Source organism: Paraburkholderia bryophila (assembly GCF_013409255.1).
Taxonomy (GTDB): Bacteria; Pseudomonadota; Gammaproteobacteria; order Burkholderiales; family Burkholderiaceae; genus Paraburkholderia.
In genome coordinates, this window is record NZ_JACCAS010000002.1 from 3204591 (window position 1) to 3226520 (window position 21930).

Annotated in this window: 17 protein-coding genes; 8 read left to right on the plus strand and 9 right to left on the minus strand. The window is 57.8% G+C overall.

Features of this window, described 5'->3' with window-relative positions; genetic code table 11:
• Positions 1-199 precede the first annotated feature (199 nt).
• The 4 genes from cyoA to cyoD are packed head-to-tail and all read left to right on the plus strand — an operon-like array spanning position 200 to position 4044.
• Positions 200-1099: a ubiquinol oxidase subunit II gene (gene cyoA / locus GGD40_RS35235; protein ID WP_179713750.1), complete on the plus strand. Its 900-nt coding sequence runs from the start codon at positions 200-202 to the stop codon at positions 1097-1099.
• Between the two features lie 3 nt (positions 1100-1102).
• Entirely contained in the window at positions 1103-3091 is a 1989-nt protein-coding gene (gene cyoB, locus GGD40_RS35240) for a cytochrome o ubiquinol oxidase subunit I (protein ID WP_179746829.1), read from the plus strand.
• Positions 3091-3711 carry a cytochrome o ubiquinol oxidase subunit III gene (gene cyoC, locus GGD40_RS35245; protein ID WP_179713747.1) on the plus strand — a complete coding sequence of 207 codons (621 nt, stop codon included), beginning with the start codon at positions 3091-3093 and terminating at the stop codon, positions 3709-3711. The genes cyoB and cyoC overlap by 1 nt, the downstream gene beginning before the upstream one ends.
• Positions 3712-4044, plus strand: a complete 333-nt coding sequence (cyoD, locus tag GGD40_RS35250; RefSeq protein WP_035556882.1) for a cytochrome o ubiquinol oxidase subunit IV — start codon at positions 3712-3714, stop codon at positions 4042-4044.
• Positions 4045-4174: 130 nt separating this feature from the next.
• On the opposite strand, the gene GGD40_RS35255 is transcribed toward cyoD, so the two are convergent.
• A complete protein-coding gene (locus GGD40_RS35255; RefSeq protein WP_179746830.1) occupies positions 4175-6085 on the minus strand; it encodes a capsular polysaccharide export protein, LipB/KpsS family in 1911 nt (636 codons plus the stop codon).
• Positions 6086-7234 carry a glycosyltransferase family 4 protein gene (locus GGD40_RS35260; protein WP_179746831.1) on the minus strand — a complete coding sequence of 383 codons (1149 nt, stop codon included), beginning with the start codon at positions 7232-7234 and terminating at the stop codon, positions 6086-6088.
• A 160-nt stretch (positions 7235-7394) separates the two neighbouring features.
• Between GGD40_RS35260 and GGD40_RS35265 the strand changes: the two genes are divergently transcribed.
• The 4 genes from GGD40_RS35265 (at position 7395) to GGD40_RS35280 (ending at position 12366) form a co-directional block, all read left to right on the plus strand.
• Positions 7395-8561 carry a polysaccharide biosynthesis/export family protein gene (locus tag GGD40_RS35265; protein ID WP_179746832.1) on the plus strand — a complete coding sequence of 389 codons (1167 nt, stop codon included), beginning with the start codon at positions 7395-7397 and terminating at the stop codon, positions 8559-8561.
• Positions 8562-8629: 68 nt separating this feature from the next.
• Positions 8630-9943: a glycosyltransferase family 4 protein gene (locus GGD40_RS35270; RefSeq protein WP_179746833.1), complete on the plus strand. Its 1314-nt coding sequence runs from the start codon at positions 8630-8632 to the stop codon at positions 9941-9943.
• Between the two features lie 142 nt (positions 9944-10085).
• A complete protein-coding gene (gene gmd, locus GGD40_RS35275) occupies positions 10086-11120 on the plus strand; it encodes a GDP-mannose 4,6-dehydratase (protein WP_179746834.1) in 1035 nt (344 codons plus the stop codon).
• A gap of 118 nt (positions 11121-11238) precedes the next feature.
• The gene (locus tag GGD40_RS35280) at positions 11239-12366 is read left to right on the plus strand and encodes a glycosyltransferase family 4 protein (RefSeq protein ID WP_179746835.1); all 1128 of its coding nucleotides are present in this window, start codon (positions 11239-11241) and stop codon (positions 12364-12366) included.
• A gap of 105 nt (positions 12367-12471) precedes the next feature.
• Here the strand turns inward: GGD40_RS35280 and GGD40_RS35285 are convergent, their stop codons facing one another.
• From GGD40_RS35285 to GGD40_RS35315, 7 genes are all read right to left on the minus strand, one after another.
• Positions 12472-14442, minus strand: coding sequence for a GSCFA domain-containing protein (locus GGD40_RS35285; protein WP_179746836.1), 1971 nt, complete (start codon positions 14440-14442; stop codon positions 12472-12474).
• Between the two features lie 23 nt (positions 14443-14465).
• Entirely contained in the window at positions 14466-15419 is a 954-nt protein-coding gene (locus GGD40_RS35290) for an NAD-dependent epimerase/dehydratase family protein (protein ID WP_179746837.1), read from the minus strand.
• A gap of 10 nt (positions 15420-15429) precedes the next feature.
• On the minus strand, positions 15430-18441 hold the full coding sequence (locus tag GGD40_RS35295; protein ID WP_179746838.1) for a glycosyltransferase: 3012 nt from the start codon (positions 18439-18441) through the stop codon (positions 15430-15432).
• 238 nt (positions 18442-18679) lie between these two features.
• A complete protein-coding gene (locus GGD40_RS36720; RefSeq protein WP_218901395.1) occupies positions 18680-18985 on the minus strand; it encodes a hypothetical protein in 306 nt (101 codons plus the stop codon).
• 282 nt (positions 18986-19267) lie between these two features.
• A complete protein-coding gene (locus tag GGD40_RS35305; protein WP_179746839.1) occupies positions 19268-19927 on the minus strand; it encodes an ABC transporter ATP-binding protein in 660 nt (219 codons plus the stop codon).
• Positions 19924-20715 (minus strand): ABC transporter permease, encoded by a 792-nt coding sequence (locus tag GGD40_RS35310; protein WP_179746840.1) that lies wholly within the window; start codon positions 20713-20715, stop codon positions 19924-19926. The genes GGD40_RS35305 and GGD40_RS35310 overlap by 4 nt, the downstream gene beginning before the upstream one ends.
• 13 nt (positions 20716-20728) lie before the next feature.
• The gene (locus GGD40_RS35315) at positions 20729-21883 is read right to left on the minus strand and encodes a hypothetical protein (RefSeq protein WP_179747157.1); all 1155 of its coding nucleotides are present in this window, start codon (positions 21881-21883) and stop codon (positions 20729-20731) included.
• Positions 21884-21930: the final 47 nt, after the last annotated feature.

Below are 21930 nucleotides of genomic sequence, written 5' to 3' on the forward strand. Positions count from 1 at the left end.
TTGAAGCTCAGCAAGTGAGCACGGCAAGTACTGATCCTTGCGCAGGCCTGCGGCAACGTGTCGCACAGTGCTGCGACGCAATAGATCGTTGCTAAATCGAGGCTTTATTAGCGCTTGACGTGCCCCTACTATGCGAGCGCTTACTAATGGAGAGCGGTCGAATGACGTTCGTTGAAGTCGTAAAAAAGAGGCAATGGATATGAAAGGAAAGACTCTGCGGGGGTCGATCGGTTTCCTGTCCTCGAGCCTCGTGTTGTTGCTCTCGGGTTGCAGCAACCTCGATATTTTGAATCCGAAGGGGAGTGTGGGTCTGGCGGAACGCGAGCTGATCGCAACGTCCACCTGGGCCATGCTGATCGTCGTCATTCCGGTGATTGCGCTGACGTTGCTGTTCGCCTGGCGTTATCGCGCGTCGAACAAGAGCGCGGACTATCAACCGGGCTGGACGCATTCGACCGGTGTTGAAATTGCCATCTGGACGATTCCGACGCTGATCATTCTGTTCCTCGCTGTCCTGACGTGGAAGACCACGCACGAGCTCGATCCGTACAAGCCGCTCGAGTCGCAGGTCAAGCCGATCAACGTCGAAGTCGTCGCACTCGACTGGAAGTGGCTGTTCATCTATCCGGACCTCGGTATTGCGTCCGTGAACCAGCTGGCGATTCCGGTCGGCACGCCGGTGAACTTCGTGATCACGTCCGACACGGTGATGAACTCGTTCTTCATTCCGCAACTCGGCGGCCAGATCTACGCCATGGCCGGCATGCAAACGCGTCTGCATCTGATCGCGGACGAAGCCGGCAATTTCGCGGGCCAGTCGGCCAACTTCAGCGGCAAGGGCTTCTCGGACATGAAGTTCCGCACGCTCGCTTCGTCGCCGGAAGAGTTCAACGCGTGGGTCGCGAAAGTACGCGCTTCGTCGGACAACCTCAGCATGGACCGCTACCACACGGTATCGGCGCCGAGCGAGAAGGACCCGGTGCGCTACTTCTCGTCGGTCGATCCGAAGCTCTTTCACAACATCATTGCCCGATACAACAACGGTAACGTCATCGACAACATGAATGACGCTAACTGTGCGCCAAAGGGTAAGGGGTAACGCATGTTCGGCAAACTCTCACTAGACTCGATTCCGTACCACGAGCCCATCATCATGGTCACGGCCGTGATGATCGCCCTCGGCGGTGCGACGGTGCTGGGTCTGATCACCTATTTCGGCAAGTGGCGCTACCTGTGGACCGAGTGGCTCACGTCGGTCGACCACAAGAAGATCGGTGTGATGTACATCGTGATCGCGCTGATCATGCTGTTCCGCGGCTTCGCGGACGCGATCATGATGCGTCTGCAACAGGCCCTCGCGTATGCGAACCCGGGCTATCTGCCGCCGCATCACTACGACCAGGTGTTCACGGCGCACGGCGTCATCATGATTTTCTTCATGGCGATGGCGTTCATGATCGGCCTGATGAACATCATCGTGCCGCTGCAGATCGGCGCACGCGACGTGGCGTTCCCGTTCATCAACTCGCTGAGCTTCTGGATGACGGCAGTCAGCGCGATCCTGATCAACATCTCGCTGGTGATCGGTGAATTCGCGCAAACGGGCTGGCTGGCTTATCCGCCGCTGTCCGAGTTGCAGTTCAGTCCGGGTGTCGGGGTCGACTATTACCTGTGGAGCTTGCAGCTCTCCGGTATCGGCACGTTGCTGACCGGCGTGAACTTCTTCGCGACGATCGTGAAGATGCGCGCTCCGGGCATGACCTTCATGAAGATGCCGGTGTTCACGTGGACCGCGCTGTGCACCAACGTGCTGATCATGGCGTCGTTCCCGATCCTGACCGTGACGCTCGCGCTGCTCGGTCTGGACCGTTACCTCGGCATGCACTTCTTCACGAACGACGGTGGCGGTAACGCCATGATGTACCTGAACCTGATCTGGGCATGGGGTCACCCTGAGGTGTACATCCTGATCCTGCCGGCGTTCGGTATTTTCTCGGAAGTCGTGGCGACCTTCGCCAAGAAGCCGTTGTTCGGCTACAAGACGATGGTGTGGGCGACCTGCGCGATCATGGTGCTGTCGTTCCTCGTGTGGCTGCATCACTTCTTCACGATGGGTTCGGGCGCCGACGTCAACGCGTTCTTCGGTATCGCCACGATGGTTATTGCGATCCCGACCGGCGTGAAGGTGTTCAACTGGTTGTTCACGATCTACAAGGGTCGTCTGGAATTCACGCCGCCGATCCTGTGGACCATCGGCTTCATGATCACCTTCACCATCGGCGGCATGACCGGCGTGATGATGGCGATCCCGGGCGCGGACTTCGTGCTGCACAACAGCCTGTTCCTGATTGCTCACTTCCACAACGTGATTATCGGTGGCGTGCTGTTCGGCTATCTGGCCGGCTTCAACTACTGGTTCCCGAAGGCGTTCGGCTTCAAGCTGAATGCAAAGCTGGGCAAGGCTTCGTTCTGGTTCTGGCAGATCGGTTTCTGGGTGGCGTTCACGCCGCTGTACGTGCTCGGCTTCATGGGCATGACGCGTCGTATCAACCACTACGACAACCCGCTGTGGCACCCGTGGCTGATCCTGGCCGCGGCCGGTGCCGGCCTGATCGCTATCGGTATTGCTTTCCAGGTGCTGCAGATCGTCGTCAGCATTCGCGATCGCAATCTGCCGGAGAACCGCGACCTCACGGGCGATCCGTGGGACGGTCATACGCTGGAATGGGCCACGAGCTCGCCGCCGCCGTCGTATAACTTCGCCATCATTCCGACGGTGCACAAGCTGGACGCGTTCACCGACATGAAGGCAGACAAGAGCGTGCAAGCCAAGCCGGTGTATCGCGACATTCATATGCCGTCGAACACGTCGGCAGGTCTGATCGCGGCCATGTTCTCGCTGGTGCTCGGCTTTGCCGGTGTCTGGCACATCTGGTGGCTGGCTATCATCGGTCTGGTCGGCTCGATCGGCACGGTGATCGTCTATAGCTTCCAGAAGAACGAAGGCTATTACATCCCGGCGGCTGAAGTCGCGGCGATCGAAGAGAAGCGCTCGGGCGCAGGCGCCCAGCTGGCGATGGAGGTGGATTGATGTCGAGCAATACAATTAACGTGGGCGCAGCCGCAGGGGCACATCACCACGACGCGGACCACGTGCCGTCGCATTCGGTGTTCGGTTTCTGGCTGTACCTGATGACCGACTGCATCATCTTCGCGGCGCTGTTCGCCGTGTTCGCGGTGATGGGTCACCAGTTCGCCGGCGGCCCGACCGCCAAGGACCTGTTCGAGATTCCGGGCGTCGCGCTCGAAACCACGATGCTGCTGCTCAGCAGTATCACGTATGGTTTCGCGATGCTGGGCGCGTACAAGAACCGCAAGGGCGTGTTGCTCTTCTGGCTCGGCGTGACGTTCCTGCTCGGTCTGTCGTTCCTGGTGCTGGAATTGCGCGAGTTCTCGCACCTGATCGCCGAAGGCGCGGGTCCGAGCCGTAGCGCGTTCCTGTCGTCGTTCTTCACGCTGGTCGGCACGCACGGTCTGCACGTCACGTTCGGCCTGATCTGGATGGTGGTGCTCGCCATTCAGGTAACGCGGCACCGCGACCTGACCGAACGCGACATGATTCGCCTGACGTGCCTGAGTCTTTTCTGGCACTTTCTGGACGTCGTGTGGATCGGCGTCTTCACCTTTGTCTATCTTGCGAGCGTGATCTAAATGGACCATAGCCATAACGCACACTCGGGTGAAGGTCACGGCAGCCTCGGCAGCTATACGATCGGTTTCATTCTCTCCGTCGTTCTGACCGTGGCGGCCTTCGGGCTCGTGATGACGGGCACGCTGTCCGGTGAGAATGCACTGCTCGCGATCGCGGGTCTCGCGTTCGTGCAGATCGTCGTTCACCTGGTGTTCTTCCTGCATTTGAATTCGTCGTCGGCGCAGCGCTGGAACGTGATGGCGTTCGCCTTCACGGTGCTGACCGCGGTGATCGTGATCGGCGGCACATTGTGGGTCATGCATAACGTCAGCATGCACATGATGTCCCGCTAAGCGGAAACGCAGCTTGTTGTTGAAAAGCCCCGCAAGATGAAAGTCTTGCGGGGCTTTTTCTTTGTCGTGGGCGTGACGTGGGGCGCGCTTGTGTGTCGGCGCGACTGAAGCGCAGCGGCTATTTCACGTTCTACTGCGCGCGAATCTGGCGCCGCTGCTGGAAGCGCCATGCGGCATGGCGTATTCCGTTGCGCGTCCAACGCATTGCTTTGAGCAGCGGCCGCATCCGGTTGCCGCGCACTTTGTCGAGCGGGCGGGCGGCTTGCGGCGCGAGCTGTTCCACCACGGCTTCCGGTGTGGTGAAGAGGCGCGTGTGCCAGTCCCAGTAGAGCGGATAGCGCAGCAACGCGCCCGCGCACAGCATGTCCAGCGTCAACGTGCGATGCCGCCACGGCAGCGGCGCGAGCGCGTCGTGAGTCAATCCCCAGCCCGCGTAAAACGGCAGTCCGTAGGTGAAGACCGCCTTGCCGCGTAATAGCGCGTCGAAGCCGGCCAGCGACGATAGCGTGTGAACTTCATGCGCCGCGTCGACGAGCGACAACAGATCGCTTTCCGTATCGACGACATCCGCGAGTTGTTGTGCGTCGACGAGTCCCCGGCGATTGCCCGACAGCACATCGGGGTGCGGTTTGTAGACCACGAAGGCATCGGGACGTAGTCTGCGCACTTCGCGCAGCAATGCGTCGGCCGTGCCGATCGCGCGCGTGCCGAGGCGAATCGACGCGTCGTCGGCCACCTGGCCTGGGACCAGCACGATGTGCTTGCCCGCCGGCGCCGTCCAGGCGGGCCGCCGACGGCCGAGGTTGTACTTGGTGACGCCGAGTTTCACAACCTTGTCGCGCAAGGCTGCCGCGCGCGCCAATTCGGCTTCGGAGAAGGTGGTTTCGTTCAGCAGCACGCTCAGATCGCTGGGCTGGCTCGCGTCGAAATAGAGGCCGCGACGATCGATCACCTGGCTGCGTGGCGCGATCATGTCCGAGCCGAGCCCTGTCGAATGAAAGAAGCCGTCTTCAATGCGAACGCGCTGAACCTCGGGCGCGAGGCCTTCCGCGCTGCGAGCGCCCCACAGTACCGCGCATTCGCTGGTCCGCACCGATTGCGGCGTTTGCGTCCAGCGCAAGGCGGCGCCACCGGCGCTGATATAGGGCGTCGCGAACGGGCGCTTCCACCACTGGAAGCGGATACCCACCACATTCCGCAGATCGGCGAAACGCTGTTGCACGGCGTGCTGCAATTCGATGCTGTCGAGCAGATCGTCGAGCGTGCCGGGTGTGTGCGTGGCCGGGTTCAGGTAGCGGGTGAAGCGTAGGAACACTACGTCGAACAAGGTGGTGAGCGTGGGGCGGGCGGTGCGTTGCGGGAAGAGCCGGTCGTCGTGGGTTAAACCCCAGCCGGCGTAATAAGGCGCGCCGAACGTGTGAACCTGAACACCCGCGAGCAGCGCCTGCATGCCTTCCGACGCGCCGAGCGTATAGACGTGATCGACATGCGCCAACGCGGCGCACAACGATTCGTGTTCGGCCACGCGTTGAATGTCGTGCGGCAACATGTTCGCCGATGCCGACAGCCAGCGCCCACTGCCTTGATCGTCCGATTGCGCGAGCCAGAATTCGGCGTGTGGATGATTCGTGCGCGCGGTTTGCAGCATGCGCGTGAATGCTTGCGATGAGTTGCGTATCGCGATTGCGCCGAGGCCGTTCGATCGCGCCCGCTCGTCGATGAGCATGACGCGAGTTGTGCGGCTGGTTTCGAGTAGCGCGGCAGGGCAGTTGTTTTGCGAGCGACGCACGATCGACGCATGACTACGCGCGAAGCGTTGCATCAGGCGTTCGACGGCTGACTCGGTGTTGAGTTCTCGTGCCGTGCCAAGGTTCTGTTGGTCTTCTTCATTGCTACGGCTTAGCGCCGAATTCAATGCGGCAGCGAACGATTCGGCGCACGTATCGCGCAGCGGTGCGACGAACCACGACAGTAAAGGTGTGCCCGACGGCCCGCGTGACCAGACAGGACCGGGCCAGGTGGCATCGACACCTTGCTTCATCTAGCGCAGCCTCTCGAGAAAGCCGTCGACGTGTTCGAAATGCTCCGCCCACGTGGGTTCTCGAAAGTTCTCGATACGCTTCAATTGAGCATTGCGCTCGGGACTATTCGCGCGAGCATAGGCTTGAATACGAGTGAGCCAGCCGGGGCCGTCCAGCGGGTCGAGGTACTCGGGAATATGGTCGGCGATTTCGTGGAATACATCCAGATCGCTCGCGAGTACCGGTACTTTGAGCGCGAGTGCTTCGGCGAGCGGCATGCCATAGCCTTCGACAAACGACGGAAACAACAGCGCCTGAGCGTGCTGCAGATAAGCGTGCAACTGCTCGTCGGAGCAGTGCGATTCTTCTATCACGACGCTTTTCAGGCTCTCGCAGCGCTCCAGCATATCGACGACATTCTCGCATTCCCAACCACGCCGGCCGACCACGACGAGCTTCGGTGCGGCCGCACCGAGTTGTTCGACGAGACGCCGCCATACGTGCAGGATGAACCAGTGGTTCTTGCGCGGCTCGATAGTGCCGAGCATCACGAAGTAAGGCGTGGCCAGCGGACGCGGTGCAAGAGGGCGTTGCATGACGCCGGAGGCCAGGCGTGCGACCACGCAGGGCGGTTGTTCGAGGCCGGCGCGTTGCGCTTCGGCCGTGAGCGAGTCGAGCGTGGCCTGCGAATTCATGATCAGTCCGCTTGCCCGCTTTAATGCGGTATGCATACGGCGCCGATGAATCGAATCGACGCCAGGCCGGCAATATTCTGGGTGCGTCAACGGAATTAAATCGTGAACCATGAATACGGAGCGAATCTGGCGCCGTGCCATTGCGTCGTAATAACGGCCGAATTCCATGCCGTTGTGACTGGTGTGCAGCAGGATTCCGTTAAGCCGTGATTCTCGCAGGCGATTTAGGCAGGCGCGCGCGATAAGCGCGCGAATTGCATTCCGATTTCGAGTGGACGAGAGAAGCCATGCAAACGTTTGCTGCGAATCCCGTTCGCTTAACAGAGTGGAAAAACCGCGCTCACTAAGAATGGCACGCGCTTTTGCGCCATATTTTTCAATGTAGGCAAGGCCGACGCGATCTACGCCGGTCGGCAAAAGCCCGTCAAATAGGCGTGTAAGAAGACGTGTGACGTCGAGAAAGAGGGTTGACACGAGAGCGTAGTGCGGTTTTGGCGGTATTGTTATCTGGCGCGCAGAACTTTTTTAGTGTTTCTGCTAATGAATTTTCTTGAGAATGCGCCATTCTACCCGAGTGCATGAGACAATCCGCGCCGAAGTTTTACTTACTAACTCTTGCCTACTGTTGCAATAAATGTCGCGTCTGTCTAGCCGTATGGTTTTTGCCGCAGTCGCCTTTGGGGCGGTCTCGCTGAGTGGTTGCTCGAGTATTCCGACTTCCGGGCCCAGTACTTCACAGATTAACAATGCCGGTGTTGCCGCCAATCCAGCGGGAATCCAGATTGTCGATGTGACGGATGACGTCGCGCGCAAGCTTTTTGCGGAGCGCAGTATTGGCGACTTCTCGGCTACGTTGGGTAATAGCACGACGTTCCAGCAGCAGCTTGGCGTGGGCGACACGATCGAAGTATCGATCTGGGAAGCGCCGCCCGCCACGCTGTTCGGCGCTGCGCAAATCGATTCGAAGGGCGGTACGACCAATGCGCGAGTAACGGTTCTGCCCGATCAAACCATCGACGGCGATGGCAAGATCAACGTGCCGTTTGCCGGCGAATTGAGAGCCGTGGGCCGTACGCCGACGCAATTGCAGCGTGATATCACGGCGCGCTTGAAGAACATCGCGCACGATCCGCAGGTACTGGTGAAGCTCTCGCGCAATGCGACGTCGTACGTGACGGTGGTGGGCGACGTGGCGAGCAGCAACCGGATGCCGCTGAGCGCGCGCGGCGAGCGTCTGCTCGATGCTTTGGCGGCTGCCGGCGGCGTCAAGCAGCCGGTCGACAAGATCACGCTTCAGGTCACGCGTGGCGACATCGTGGCGTCGCTGCCGCTTGAAACCGTGATTCGCGATCCGCGCCAGAATGTGCCGCTGCATGCGGGCGACGTGGTGACGGCACTATTCCAGCCGTTCAGTTTTACGTCGCTCGGCGCGACCGGCAAGAATCAGGAAATCAATTTCGAGGCGCAAGGCATTACGCTGGCGCAGGCTTTGGCTCGCGCGGGCGGTCTGGAAGATTCACGCTCGGACGCGCAAGGCGTATTTATTTTCCGGCTCGAAGACGCGAAAGCGTTGCCGTGGCCGAATACGCCCGTGCGTACTACCGCGGACGGCAAAGTGCCGGTGGTTTATCGCGTGAATCTGCGTGACCCGAACTCGTTTTTCGTGGCGCAGAGTTTCATGATGGATAACAAGGATCTGCTGTATGTGTCGAATGCGCCGATCGCCGAGGTGCAGAAGTTCTTGAATGTGGTGTTCTCGGTGGCGTATCCGGTGATTACGGGGGTTCAGACGTTCAGATAAGCGGTGTCGCCGAAGGTTTGACGGTGGCGAGAACGGCTTGATCCGCTTCTGAAACGTGCAGTCTGATAATGAATGTGTTCATTGGAAAACAGCTTTCGCTGATCAAATTTCTACCGGTGGCGGTGGCGCGTCGGCTTATTCAACAGGGCAAGGTGCGCAACCGCGTGCTTGGACCGAATGCCGGAAAGGCGCAAATACTGGTCGACGTGTCAGTGATCGTTCATGGCGACGCTCGCACCGGTATTCAGCGTGTAGTCAGAGCGCTACTGTCTCAGTTGCTCTGCGCACCGCCTCCCGGCTATCGGATTTGCCCGGTTTTCGCGACTCGCCAGCACGACTACCACTACGCTCCAGACTTTCTTCAACTGGGTGCGAACGCGGGTCCGGCCTCTGGGCGCGTCACCGTGGAGCAGGGCGATATCTTCCTTGGACTCGATCTGGCGGCGCATCTGTTGCCCCGTCACCACGCCCAACTGTCGGTCTGGAAGAAATCGGGTGTCGGGGTGCATGTCGTTATTTACGATCTTCTGCCGCTCAAGCGTTCCGACTGGTTCAATCCGAGTACTTCCAGGAACTTCCGACGTTGGATGCGCACGGTGGCCTTATTTGCGGACAGCGCGATTTGCATTTCCAATGCCGTGGGAACTGAGTTGGCCGAATGGCTGGTCGACTGCTATGGTTTTTCCAGAGAAACGCTGCCGATCAAATCGATTGTGCTTGGCGCCAATATAGAAGCGAGTGTTCCCAGCACAGGATTACCTGACGGCAGTGCGCAATTGCTGGAACGCCTGAGGGCACGACCCACTGTATTGATGGTCGGAACACTGGAGCCTCGAAAAGGGCATGCGCAAGCATTGGCGGCGTTCGAGCAACTGTGGCAAGAGGGCCGCGAACTCAACCTCGTTATTGTCGGCAAATCGGGTTGGAAAACGGAGGCCCTTCAGCAACGGCTATTGAATCACCCACTGAAGCAAACGCGAGTCGACTGGTTGCAAAACATCAGCGACGAGATGCTCAAGAATCTCTACGAGGCATGTAGCGGCGTGCTCATTGCGTCGGAAGGGGAAGGATTCGGCTTGCCCGTGATCGAGGCAGCGCACTATAAAAAACCTGTTCTTGCGCGCGATCTGCCTGTGTTTCGAGAGATCGCCGGCGAGAAGATCACGTATTTCTCCGGTACGGACGCGGAGCACCTCGCACGCGCTGTGGTGGCGTGGCTCGAGGGGCCCTGCAGCGAGGAAAGACAACTCGACACGTTGTCCGCGCCAAGTTGGCAAAGTGCTGCAAACGAATTGCTCACCTGTTTGGGGCTAATGCCAGCCAATCAAGTGCAGCCCGGCAGGTCGCAAGCTCTGCCGCGTATCCAAAGCGAGACCGTATAAGGTGTGCCTTTAACGATCATGTCGTGAACGCTGACATTGTGTGAGATGCGGCAAGGTACTGCACCTGTGGAACCGGCATCGCTGTCGAGCAATTGCGGGCAGCCAGAACGCTTAAGATGTTTAACTGGACGAGGTTTTTATAATGAAAAAAGCTGTTATTACCGGGATCACGGGGCAGGACGGGGCATATCTGGCCGAACTGTTGCTCAGCAAGGGGTACCAGGTATTCGGCACGTACCGCCGCACGGCCTCGGTCAATTTCTGGCGCATCGAAGAACTCGGTATTGATAAGCACGAAAACTTGCATCTGGTCGAATATGACCTGACGGATCTGGGCGCGAGTATCAGGCTCCTGCAAACCACCGAAGCAACCGAGGTCTACAACCTGGCCGCTCAAAGTTTCGTGGGTGTCTCGTTCGAGCAGCCGATCACGACCGCCGAGATCACCGGCGTGGGCCCGGTGAACCTGCTGGAAGCCATTCGCATCGTTAATCGGAAAATCCGCTTCTATCAGGCCAGCACGTCGGAGATGTTCGGCAAGGTACAGGCGATTCCGCAGATCGAGAGCACGCCGTTCTATCCGCGCAGTCCGTACGGTGTCGCCAAGCTTTACGCTCACTGGATGACCATCAACTACCGTGAAAGTTATGGCATTTTCGGTGTGAGCGGCATTCTGTTCAATCATGAATCGCCACTGCGCGGCCGCGAGTTTGTGACGCGAAAGATTACCGACAGTATGGCCAAGATCAAGTTGGGCAAGCTGAACGTTCTCGAGTTGGGTAACCTGGACGCTAAGCGCGACTGGGGCTACGCGAAGGAATACGTCGAGGGCATGTGGCGCATGTTGCAAGCCGACGAGCCGGGTGCTTATGTGCTGGCCACCAACCGCATGGAGACGGTACGGGATTTCGTTTCGATGGCGGCGAAAGCGGCAGGGTTCGACCTGGTTTGGGAAGGTAGCGGCGAAGCGGAGGTCGGTATCGATCGCGCGAGCCTTAAAACGTTGGTGCGGATTAATCCCAAGTTCTATCGTGCGTCTGAAGTCGAACTGCTGATCGGAAGCGCCGAGAAAGCAAAGCGCGAATTGGATTGGGAGCCGAAGACCACGCTCGAAGAACTGTGCCGGATGATGGTCGAGGCTGATATCCGCCGCAATGAGGCCGGATTCTCGTTCTAAAAAATAGAAATAGCGAGTGTTTCGCCCCAGCCCGGCCACTCTGTTGAGTTGGCCGATCATTCCCCTCATATCGGGAATGCTGGCGCGGCGAAGTCTATCCGCACCTGGGGCAAAAAAAGTGAAGCTGATCTTGTCGGTCGATGCGTTGGCGCCCGTGCTGACGGGTATCGGGCGTTATGCTTGGGAACTGGCGTCCCGTGTACCTGAGGTCGCTGGCGTGGAGAGCGTGCGAATGTTTCGCAACGGCCGCTGGATTGCGAACGCGGCCGACTTGTTGCTTCCTGCTCCGACCGTCGGCAGGCCGCGTCCGCGGAAAACGTTGCGGTCGAAACTGAAGTTGCCGGGTTGGGCGCGCGAGTTGGAAATGAAACGCGCTTGCCGCAGGAGTGCTTTCCACGGACCGAATTACTTTCTCCCGCCCTACGCGGAACGTGGTGTGGTGACGGTTCACGATCTATCCGTGTTCAAGTTCCCGGAGACGCATCCGCCTGAACGAATCCGTCACTTCGAACGCGATTTCTTCCGGTCGGTCGAGCAGGCCACGCATCTCATTACCGATTCCGAGGCGACGCGCAACGAGCTCATCGTGTTTCTCGGATGCGCTTCCGATAAAGTCACCGCGGTTCCGCTAGGCGTTTCCAGGCAGTTCGCTCCGCATGATCACGACAAGGTCGCCGCATTTCTACGTCGATATGATCTGGCGACCGGCGGGTATGCGCTGTGTGTGTCGACACTCGAGCCGCGCAAGAAGATTGAGAGTTTACTGCGCGCCTATCGCACGTTGCCCACTGCTGTGCGGGAAGCCTATCCTCTGATTCTGGTCGGCGGGTCCGGCTGGTTGAGCGAATCGCTACACCAACAGATTGAGCGCTTCACAAACGAAGGGTGGTTGCGATATCTAGGTTTCGTGCCGGAGGCGGACCTGCACTTGCTTTATGCGGGCGCCCGGGCGTTCCTGTATCCGTCGATCTACGAGGGGTTTGGGTTGCCGGTATTGGAGGCGATGGCTTCGGGCGTACCGGTAGTGACGTCCGATCGCACCTCGTTACCTGAAGTGACTCAGGGAGCTGCGCTGTTGATCGACCCGGATAATATCGACGCTTTGGGTGAAGCGGTCGAAAAGGCGCTTTGCGATGAAATTTGGCGCAATCAAGCCAAAACGCGCGGCCTGACGGTTGCTCAACGCTATTCGTGGGAGCGTTGCATCGATGCAACCGTCGCGGTTTACCGGAACATTCCGAAGTAACCCGTGGTCAGTCCGCGTTGACTGACGAATGAATTGCTGCGCGCGGCACGGGTAACTGATCGATCCGATGCGGCATGCTGTCAGCTGCCGCATCGGAATCGGGCTTTAATTCAACGCGAAGTTGGTGATTGCTTCTTCGTCGCAGACAATTCCTGCGACGTTCTTGAGTAGCGAAGGTTGATGCGCGTTGGGCGACGCAGACGGCGGTGTGCTTTCGCTCGCTCCGAGGTAATGCGACATGAAGAGACGCATTACATGCGCAACGCCGTCGGTCGTCACCGAACGGAGATCTTCCTCGAAGTATTGGCCTCGCGTGTAGCTGCCGGTGATGATTTCGTAAGACGGGAAATACTCGACGTTTGGATACTTCGCGCGAATTTCATCCGCGGCAACTCGCAAAACCGATTTACTGTAGACGGTTGCGGACAGAACATGCCGATCCTCGTAGGTGGCGATCAACGGCACCGGAGAAACCGTCAGAATCACCTTGCAGGCTGGGTTGACTTCCTGCAGCAGCGCAATGAATTCCTCGACGTCCGCGATCACTTCAGATACGGTGAAATTCACGAACTCGTAACGATCCGGTTCCATCGCGCCACCGGCCACGCCCGGAGCAAGCGGGAATACCGCGCCGTCGATCTTCGAGCGCCACCCCTCCGTCAACCCCAGCGTGAAAATGAATACATTCATTTCCCGAAGCATCCGTGCGACCGCTGCGAAATGGTCGCGTCTGGCGTTTTCCAGCGATTCGAGATCTGCGAATCCGTTCGGTTCGATTTGCGGTCTGAAAGGATCGACGAAGCGACCGTCTTTGCGAGTCCAATGCTGATCCACCGGACAGAAACTTCCCGAGACCCGTTTGACCATCTGTACCAACTGCCGAACGGTATAGACATTCCCGTAGCGGGCGGAAAACACGCCGTAATTATGGTCGAACGCGGTTTGGTCATCGAGACCGGCGGGCGCTATTTCCGGGACAAAATAGTTGAATCCGTTTGCAGTTAGCGTCTTCGCGATGTGCTGTGCAAAGCAGCTTCCCGCGGTGGCGACTTTGTCTTCGCGCGTGATGGCGAAGCGCACTGGCGAAACGGGATCAACGTCTGCCATCGCCGGCTGTGCAACCGAGTTCTTCCAGAAATGGAATGGCGCCAGCCCCCGGTAGGGGTTGGCAGAGTGCGCGTGTCCGGCAGGCGGATTTGCTGCGGTCGTCTCGGCGCCAGCGATGCGGCCGAGCGCGCGGTCCATGTCGAGCAGAGAGATGTTCAGGGGTTCCAGCGATTCCCGCTCGAACGCGCGGTAACCCTCAACCGAAGCTTCGACAAATTGGCGGAGATTCAGGAAGCCATGCGGATCGTGCTGCTTGAAGACGTAGTCGCCTTCGATACCAAGGGCCGACGCAATGTCCGGATAGATCGGCCAGATTGGCATGGCTCTAAGATCGTCAATCAGGTAGCGAGCCGGATTCACATTGTAGATATCAATGCCAAGTTTCTTCAGCAATTCCGCGGCAACGTCGCTGATTACCCTGATTGTCGGGTGATTGAACGAGTGCATGAAACACCCTTGACGTTCCCAGGACTCAAAAAGACTCTCGCCGGGCAGGCCAACATCGCGACACTCGTTCAGGAAATCTTCTTTTGCCTTTTCCCAAACGTTAAGGTACCCGAGCCTGGAAAATGTATCGACGTTGAACGACGCTACGATTTCATCAACGGACAGTCCGCGGGTGTATCCATGCAAAACCAGTGCGGAGCTATAGTGAGCCATCGGGCTGTAGACGGTTTCCATTTCCCCGCCAATCCGCTTGCCTCTCGTGTACGTGATGTCCGGATGAAAAGCCGCAAATGCAAAACTCGGAAAGTAATGAACCTTGTGCTTATGCTCTTCGCCGATATGTTGCTCGATAAATTTCTGGGCAAGCACGAGGTCATAGTCGCGGAGGATATCGGCCAGATTGGCTGTGCCGTCCCACAAGCTGGTGACGATGAAGAAGTGAGGCTCCAGACTGCCATTCATTTCGCGTAGACATTTCGCGAGGCCTTCACCCTGGCAGTTCGATACGATGGCAATTTTCATAGCGGCATTTCGTTTGCGGCAGGTTAGATGACAGCGGCGTTAGCCGGTGAGGCCAGGATTTTCTCACGCTTCGCCGCAAGTTCAAGCTTTTGCGATTCAATCGAGAGCATCTCGCCAAGCACCTCTTTGACTGGTCGCACGGGCATGCGGACGGGCACTAGTTGGTCGAGTAGCGCGGTGCTGCCGAGCAGGCGAAACACCTCGTTGGCGCGCATGAATTCTTTCGCTGCAATCGGCTCGATGTCGTGACCGCTGACTTCCGATATCGCGGCAAGCAACTGGCGTACGGAGATTCCCTTGCCGGAGCAGAGGTTCACCGTCGCGCCAATCGCGGCCGGCTGTTCTATCAGACGGCAGAGTATGTCGCAGCACGTGTCGACATCGATATAGTCGCGCACCGGATCCAGGTTGCCGAGACGGATTGTGGAAGCTCGCCGGGCAAAGTGATCCACCAGTTTCGGCGCAATGAAGCTACCGTTCTGACCCGCACCAATGATGTTGAACGGGCGCACAATCGTGATGTCCTGGCGCGCACCGAAGGTCGCCGCCACTCTTTCGCTGGCATATTTGCTGATGCCGTAATGGCTCACGGGCAGCGGGCGCAGCTCTTCAGTGAGAATTTCGTGAGGCTGATTGCCATACACGCCCGCTGTGCTGACGACGATAACCCTACGTTTGCGGTTCAGTGCGTCCATTGCGCGGAACAGGTTCTCCGTGCCGACGACGTTGGTCCGATAGTAGTCGAGGGTCATGCCTAACGTGACGCTCGACAACGCAGCGAGATGCACAATCACGTCGGGATCGATGGTCTTTACGACAGCCGCGACATCTTCAGGTGAAGTCAAATCGCAGACAACATTCTCGCCGTCACATTTCTGCGTGGTCAGTCCAACCACCGTATGGCCGTCTTCTTCAAGGCGTGGCGCCAGATAACGTCCAATGAAGCCCGTGCTCCCAGTCACTAAAATCAGTGCCATTTCTTTTCCGTTAATTATTTGTTAGAACTCTCGCGGAGGCGGCGCCCGTACCCGACAGCTCCGTCTCGCTCGACACGCGTTTTGCTTCGTGCGCGGCGTAGAGTGCGTCGAGCAGCATGTGCGTTGAATTGAGCCAGGAGCGCGCTTTCCACTCGCGCCGGATACGTGTTTCTTTCTGTGCCACGGCCTTCGGATGGGTCACGTAGTAGCCGATCTTTTCCGCCCAGGCGAAGGTGTCGAGAGGATCGATATAGTCGACCAGATCGCGTCCGGTTTCGCGCAAAGGCTCGACGTCGGACGTGAGGCAGAGTTTCCCGTAGCTGAGACTTTCCGGCAGCGTGAGGCTCCAGCCCTCATAGAAAGACGGCAGCAGCGTAAAGCGGCAGTGCCGGTACAGCACGTCGAGCTCTTCGTCGGTGGGGCTGATGATGAGAATACGGTTCTTGGTGCGCAAATCCGAATTCAGGATTGAGAGGAAGTCGTTGGACTTCCAGCCCTGTTTGCCGATGAAAAGCATTTGCGGAAGATCCGCGATTTCTCCACGGGTCAGTAGCGTCACGTATGCCTTGTACAGCGTTTCGTGATTCTTGCGCGGTTCCACTGTGCCGACCGTCATCACGAAATTCTTGCTCACGCCAAGGCGGGTGAGAATCTCTTCGTCGCTGGCGGTGCGAATCGCGCGCGATGCATCGATGTCTGAGCCGAACTCGATAAAATCGCTCGCCGGTGTTCGCCAGCCGTGCTGTTTCTGGATCGCAATGCCGTCTCGTTGCGCGGTGCGGCCGCCGTACGCAATATGGTCGAACGTCTGCGATACGTATTCGACAAACGGCGCATAGCCGAGGCTCGTCTCAGCAGCGTGCAGGTGCGGCACCAGCATGGGTGTGAAGTCATAAATGAGTTGCGACACCAGGATCGCTTCGCCGGCGTCGCGAGAGCGCACGGCCGCCTTGATGCGATGCTGGTCGCCGCTCGTTACCCAATCGATGCCGGCGAAGAAAATGATCGTGTTGTCGGGGAACGACTCAATGATGTCAGGGTGCGTGTCAGGCGCGCCACCAGCGAACGGACTACGGAAGCCCGTGCGGTCAGCTTCGTGCTTGCCCCAAAAATCATGGAACATGCGGTACGAGGTGGAAAGGTCGGAGTCGTCGAATAGCCACAAAAGCAGGTCGCGACGAATTTCGAAAACGCGACCGTGATCGTAGGCAAAGAAATGCGTGTTCGGCGCAATACGATCGAGGTAGCGCGCAAATGTCAGTTCAGCACGGATGATGCCGTTGACGCCGCCTTGCCAGTGAAGAAAGCTCAGCGATAAATCCATCCAGATTTCGGGTTTGCGTTTGGACGGTACCGCGGTTTTCGCGAATGCTTTCACGTGGTCGTAGACCATCTGCGAAGTGGCTTGCCACGTCGTCACCGGCCATTCGCTGGCGATACGGCGTTCATATTGATTCAGCAGCGTCTTGTCGTTCGCGTACAGAAGAATCTTGTCCGCCCAGGTGCGCACGTCCCACGCCGGCGCATAGTCGATAAGATCCCGACCGATCTCGCGCAACGGCGGTGTATCGGTGGCGAGGCAGAACTTACCCTGGCTTAGACTTTCAGGTAGCGTCAGGCTCCAGCCTTCGTACAGGCTTGGAAGAACCGTGAAAGCACAATGCTTGTAGAGCGCCGCCAGTTGCGTATCGGTGGGCGAGAGACGAATGACCTTGCCGGTCAGGCGTGGGTCGCGGTTCAGCGAATCGACGAGGTCGTCGACCCGCCACATCGGCTTGCCGCAGATGACCAGTTGGGGTGTTCGTTCCCAGTCTGTCGCCAGCGCCATCAGATACGCTTTGTAAAGCGTATCGTGGTTTTTGCGCGGTTCGAGAGAGCCGACGGTAATGATGAACTGTCCCGTGATTCCCATGTCAGCGAGCAGCTTCGGTTCGATCGTTTCTTCGGTCAATTTGACGATGTCGGAGCCAAACTTGATCGCCGCGCCAGGGGGCGTGGGCCATCCCATGCGAGTTTGCAATTCCAGCGTGTCGCGCTTGGCCGTTTCGCCGCCGAACAACGTGAAATCAGCGTGCTCGGAGATCCACTTGATGTAGTTCTCGAATTTGCTTTGTCCTTCCTCGGCATAGAAATGACGTGTCTCGGGGCGCAGCAAAATGACGTCGTAGATCAGGTAGGTGATAAAAACCTTTGGAAACGCCGCTTTCAGTCGGGAGAAGTAGGCTTCCTTTCTGCTGTCCATCCACCCGACGCTGACGACCACGTCGCCCGGCCCATACGGATGAGTCAGTCGGCCGGACGCCGGCATGTTGACTTCGATGGTGCCTGCGTCGGTGTTGCCTTCCTGAGTGTCGCGCGGGTAACGGCCAAAAAAGCGCATGTAGGCATCGGCGACATTCCTGGCATTGAACAGCCATTGGAGTTCACTGTCCGGGATTTCGACGAAACCGTTCGCCAGTTGCATCGAGAAACGGACATTGGGATCGGCCTTCTTCAGGCCGCAAGCTATTTCCAGTTCCGCGCGGATAATGCCCACCACACCGCCAGTCCATTCGAACGAAGTGGTGAGGTCGAACCAGAATTGCGGACCGTTGCTTTTCGCCGGTGTTTTGATGGCGCGATGTTTCGTTGCCCGCACCATGGGTTTGGCCGCGGATTTCACCGTCTCCGGTTCGGGCGACGTCGGGCCTCCGGGGATCGTTGCCACGCCTCGCTGCGATGACTTGTCTTCCGCATCGTTTCTGAACATGCGTTTGACATATGTCAGCGTTGACAAAGCAAGACGGCCGCGGCGCGTGAGTTTGTCCAGTCCTTCCAGATGTGCGCCGTGAGCGACCGCCTCGGCTGACGAGCCGATATCGACCAGAACTCTCGCCTTGGAAATGCCCTTGATCAATTGGTGCATATAGTGTTCGGCACCGTGGTCATCGGGTTCCCTGCCCAAAAGCGTGACATAGGCAACGCGGACAAAGTTTCTTCCATCCAGCGCGAGTAGTTGTTCGACGTTATTTGCGGCGGTCATTTCTCTCTGCTCTACAATATTCTGACTGATGTTGAACTTTTTTCGCTTCTATTGCTGTGATTGCAGGATGATCATTTCGCGAGTGCGAGGCGTGATCAAACAAGAAGCGTGCTGGTATTGGAGGCGGCTGGCACTCAATACACACCAGGGCGCCTTCGGCAGCTTCCAGCCGAAAGCGACCCGTGTGATATTTCGGATCATTGGGAATGAAGGGCGGCGTGAAGCTGCACGGCAGTGCTCAGTAATACGAGTCGTCCGAATCGAAACGGTGAAGGCCATATTCCACCTCGTAGTCGCTGCCAAGATTTGCGGCTACGCGCTGCGCCTCGTTTTCTTGAGCGTAGATGCCACCGAAATGCCAAGGTGTTTTTTTCACGACGGCGAAACCGAGCACGCCGCCAGTATCAGTGGCATTGGCTAATATTGGCCCGAAGCCGGGCGCAAACGTTGGTCCGGATGTTATGGACTGGCGCTGCTCGGTTTCATGTGATTGGAACTGGGCGGAACTTGCTTCGCTTGATTCCTGGGAGTCGTTCGATTCCATGCATGCTTCACGGAAAGCCGCATCATCAAGACTATCGCACCGCTGTTTAGTCAAAATATTCCCCAATTCAGCCTGGTCTTTCTTTAATCAGTGCCGTCTGGTTCGCGGCCTGGTATGACGTTGTTTTAAGATCTGACGAGCCTATGTTACCGGTTGTAAGATGGGCTCGCCGATTATAAGTGCAGGTGCATATTTTTTGCACACGCACAACTGCACGATGGGCAACAGGTGCTGCCCGGGAGCAGTACTTTTTTGCTGATTGTCGAATCGCATCTTCCCGGCCTATTGATTCGCGGCATAGTCCTGGTAAAAACTGTACGCGTCATCGTTATTTGAGAAATTATGGAGTTTTCCTTCCACAAGTACGGAAGCGCGGTCGCAATGATCTCTTATATAGCCTGCATCGTGGCTGACGATGATAAGTGAGCGATCGCGTCGGCGTTCGAACAGTTCGTGATGACACTTTGAGTGAAAACGGCTGTCGCCGACCGCGATAATTTCATCGATCAGAAAGCAGTCGAATTCGATCGCCATCGAAATGGCGAACGCGAGTCGCGCACGCATACCGGCGGAGTAGGTTTTGACAGGCTCGCGAAGATAGTAACTGAGCTCGGAAAACTCCTGAACGAATGGCTCTGCTGCCTTTGCGTCGGCACCATATATCCGGCAAATGAACCGCAGATTGTCCATGCCGGTCAGGCTGCCCTGGAATGCACCACCGAACGCGAGTGGCCAGGAGACGCTCATTTTTCGGCTGATGCGACCGGAAGAGGGCAGTTCCGCCCCACTCACCATGCGAATCATGGTGGACTTGCCGGCTCCATTTCGACCGAGAACGCCGACTTTCTCTCCCTTCTCGATTCGAAGGTTGATGCTGTTCAATACCGTACGTCGCCCCTGACGCGTGTGATAGGCCTTGGAAACGTCGTGTAGTTCAATCATTCCGGCTCCACTCGCAGGCTGGCGTCGCGCACTAGCGTGAGGCCGATCAGGAGGAGCACCAGATCCGAAACGATCATGTATCCAATATCGTAGTGAGGTTTGACGAGCGAGCCGAAATAACCACTGCGCAGCATTTCCACGCCATGGACCATTGGAATCAGCATGACGATTTTCTGTGCGACGGGTGGCAGCCATTCAACCATGAATGCGGCGCCAGACAACGGAAAGAGAAGGTAGGCGATCGTGTGCCAGATTCGATCAATGGTCTCGCTGCGTTCGCTCAGCGCGCCAATGGTAAATCCAAGGCCAGTTCCGAGAATCACCAGATAAACCCAGCCGCAGATCATTAGCATGATGTCGTGCGGGGGCGCCATCATGCCCAGCGTGACAAAGAAGATAGTCAGAAAGATAAGCGACATGGTGGCGCCCGACACCTCGAGCAGCACCCGTGCAAAAAAGAAGTCAATGACCCGGACGTTGCGGTGGTACAGCAGGCTTTGATTGGGGAGGATCGCTAGCGCACACCGATTGGCGCAGTTTCTCCAAAGCAGGATGGTGGAGTACCCGGTAACGGCGAATGCGGTAATCGGCAGATTGACGCCATGCGTAGCTTTGCTTGCCGTCCAGAGCGCCGTCACCCCGAGAGTGAAGGACATCGGCTCAAAGAATATCCACAGGAAACCAACGTTATGCCGCCCGTAACGAGTCAATATCTCGCGCATGAGCAGTGCGCCAATCACGCGGCACTGGATCTGAAATGATCGACGCAAGGTCGTGTCGTGCTTCAACTTTGCGTCCCTGTTAGTCGTGATGTTCGCGCATGCCGGCGAGCAGCAGGCTCAATACGCCCCAAATGATCGTGCCGAGTGCGAAGACTTCGAGAATGGATTTAAGCCGCTTGGGCTCCGTCGCCACATCGGGGGTGTTGGGCTGAACGAGGCGCTCGAGATAGAGTTGCTTGCGCTCCGCGTTGGCCTGTGCGCCCTCGAGTGCCGCCATGGCGGAAGCCAGTTGCTTGTCAGCGAACTGGGCGTCGAGTTGCAGGCGCGCATAGTTCGCTGCTTTACCCGACAACGAGTTGTTGCCGCCCGTCACGCCGCTTGTGGCTTCCTTTATCTGCTGTTGAAGCGAGCTGATTGTGGTGCGAAGCGTGGGGATCTGAGGGTTCTGAGGAGCAATGGATTGCAGTTGAGTCAACTGGGTCTGTGCGGCAAACAATTGCGTTTGCAGTGTGCTGACTTGTTGCAACTGCAGCGCCGATTGACGTTCCGGGTCGAAGACCGCATATGAGTTCCGGTACATGGCCAGCGCCGCAGCCGCGTCTTTGGCTTTCGCCGCCGCGCTGTCGACTTGCCGCTGCGCGAACCTGACGGTGTCGATTGCGCCGCGGTCGTTCATGCGGTTGATCAGGCGTTCACTCATGGCGAGCAACGCTTGGTTAATTTTTGCGGCGTCGTCTGCGGAGAACGCGCGTACCTGCAAGGTCGTGATGGCGGAGGTCGAATCGAGGTCCGCCGAGACGATATGCTTGCCGTAGTACCGCCACAGTGATTCGAAGCTGTCGTCGAATGTCCGCCTGAATCGGCTAACGAAGTCGCCGTGCTCGCTGTACTCGTCGCGAATGAAGTTATTCTGGTTCAGTTCTTTCAATGCGTCCCGCGATTGAATGTAGTCAATCACGGGGTAGGTGTCGTCTTGCGCGCGCGAGAAGCCGCTGCCTTGCAGCAACGCGCCAACCACGCTGACCTGGCTTTGTCGCTGTGCTGTACGTACCACAAACCGCGACTCCGACACATAAACATCCGAAGCAATCAGCCCGAAATACACAATGGCAATCGTGGTCGGCACGACGACTGTCAGCGCAAAAATGCGATTGACGCCCTTGATACGTTCGACCAGCCCTTTCTTTTTCCCCGAAGGCGGCAGCGCCTCGTTGTTGCTAGATACTGTTTCCAACGTCTTATCCAAACTGAATAGTTCTTCCAATCCCCTTGCCGCCTGAA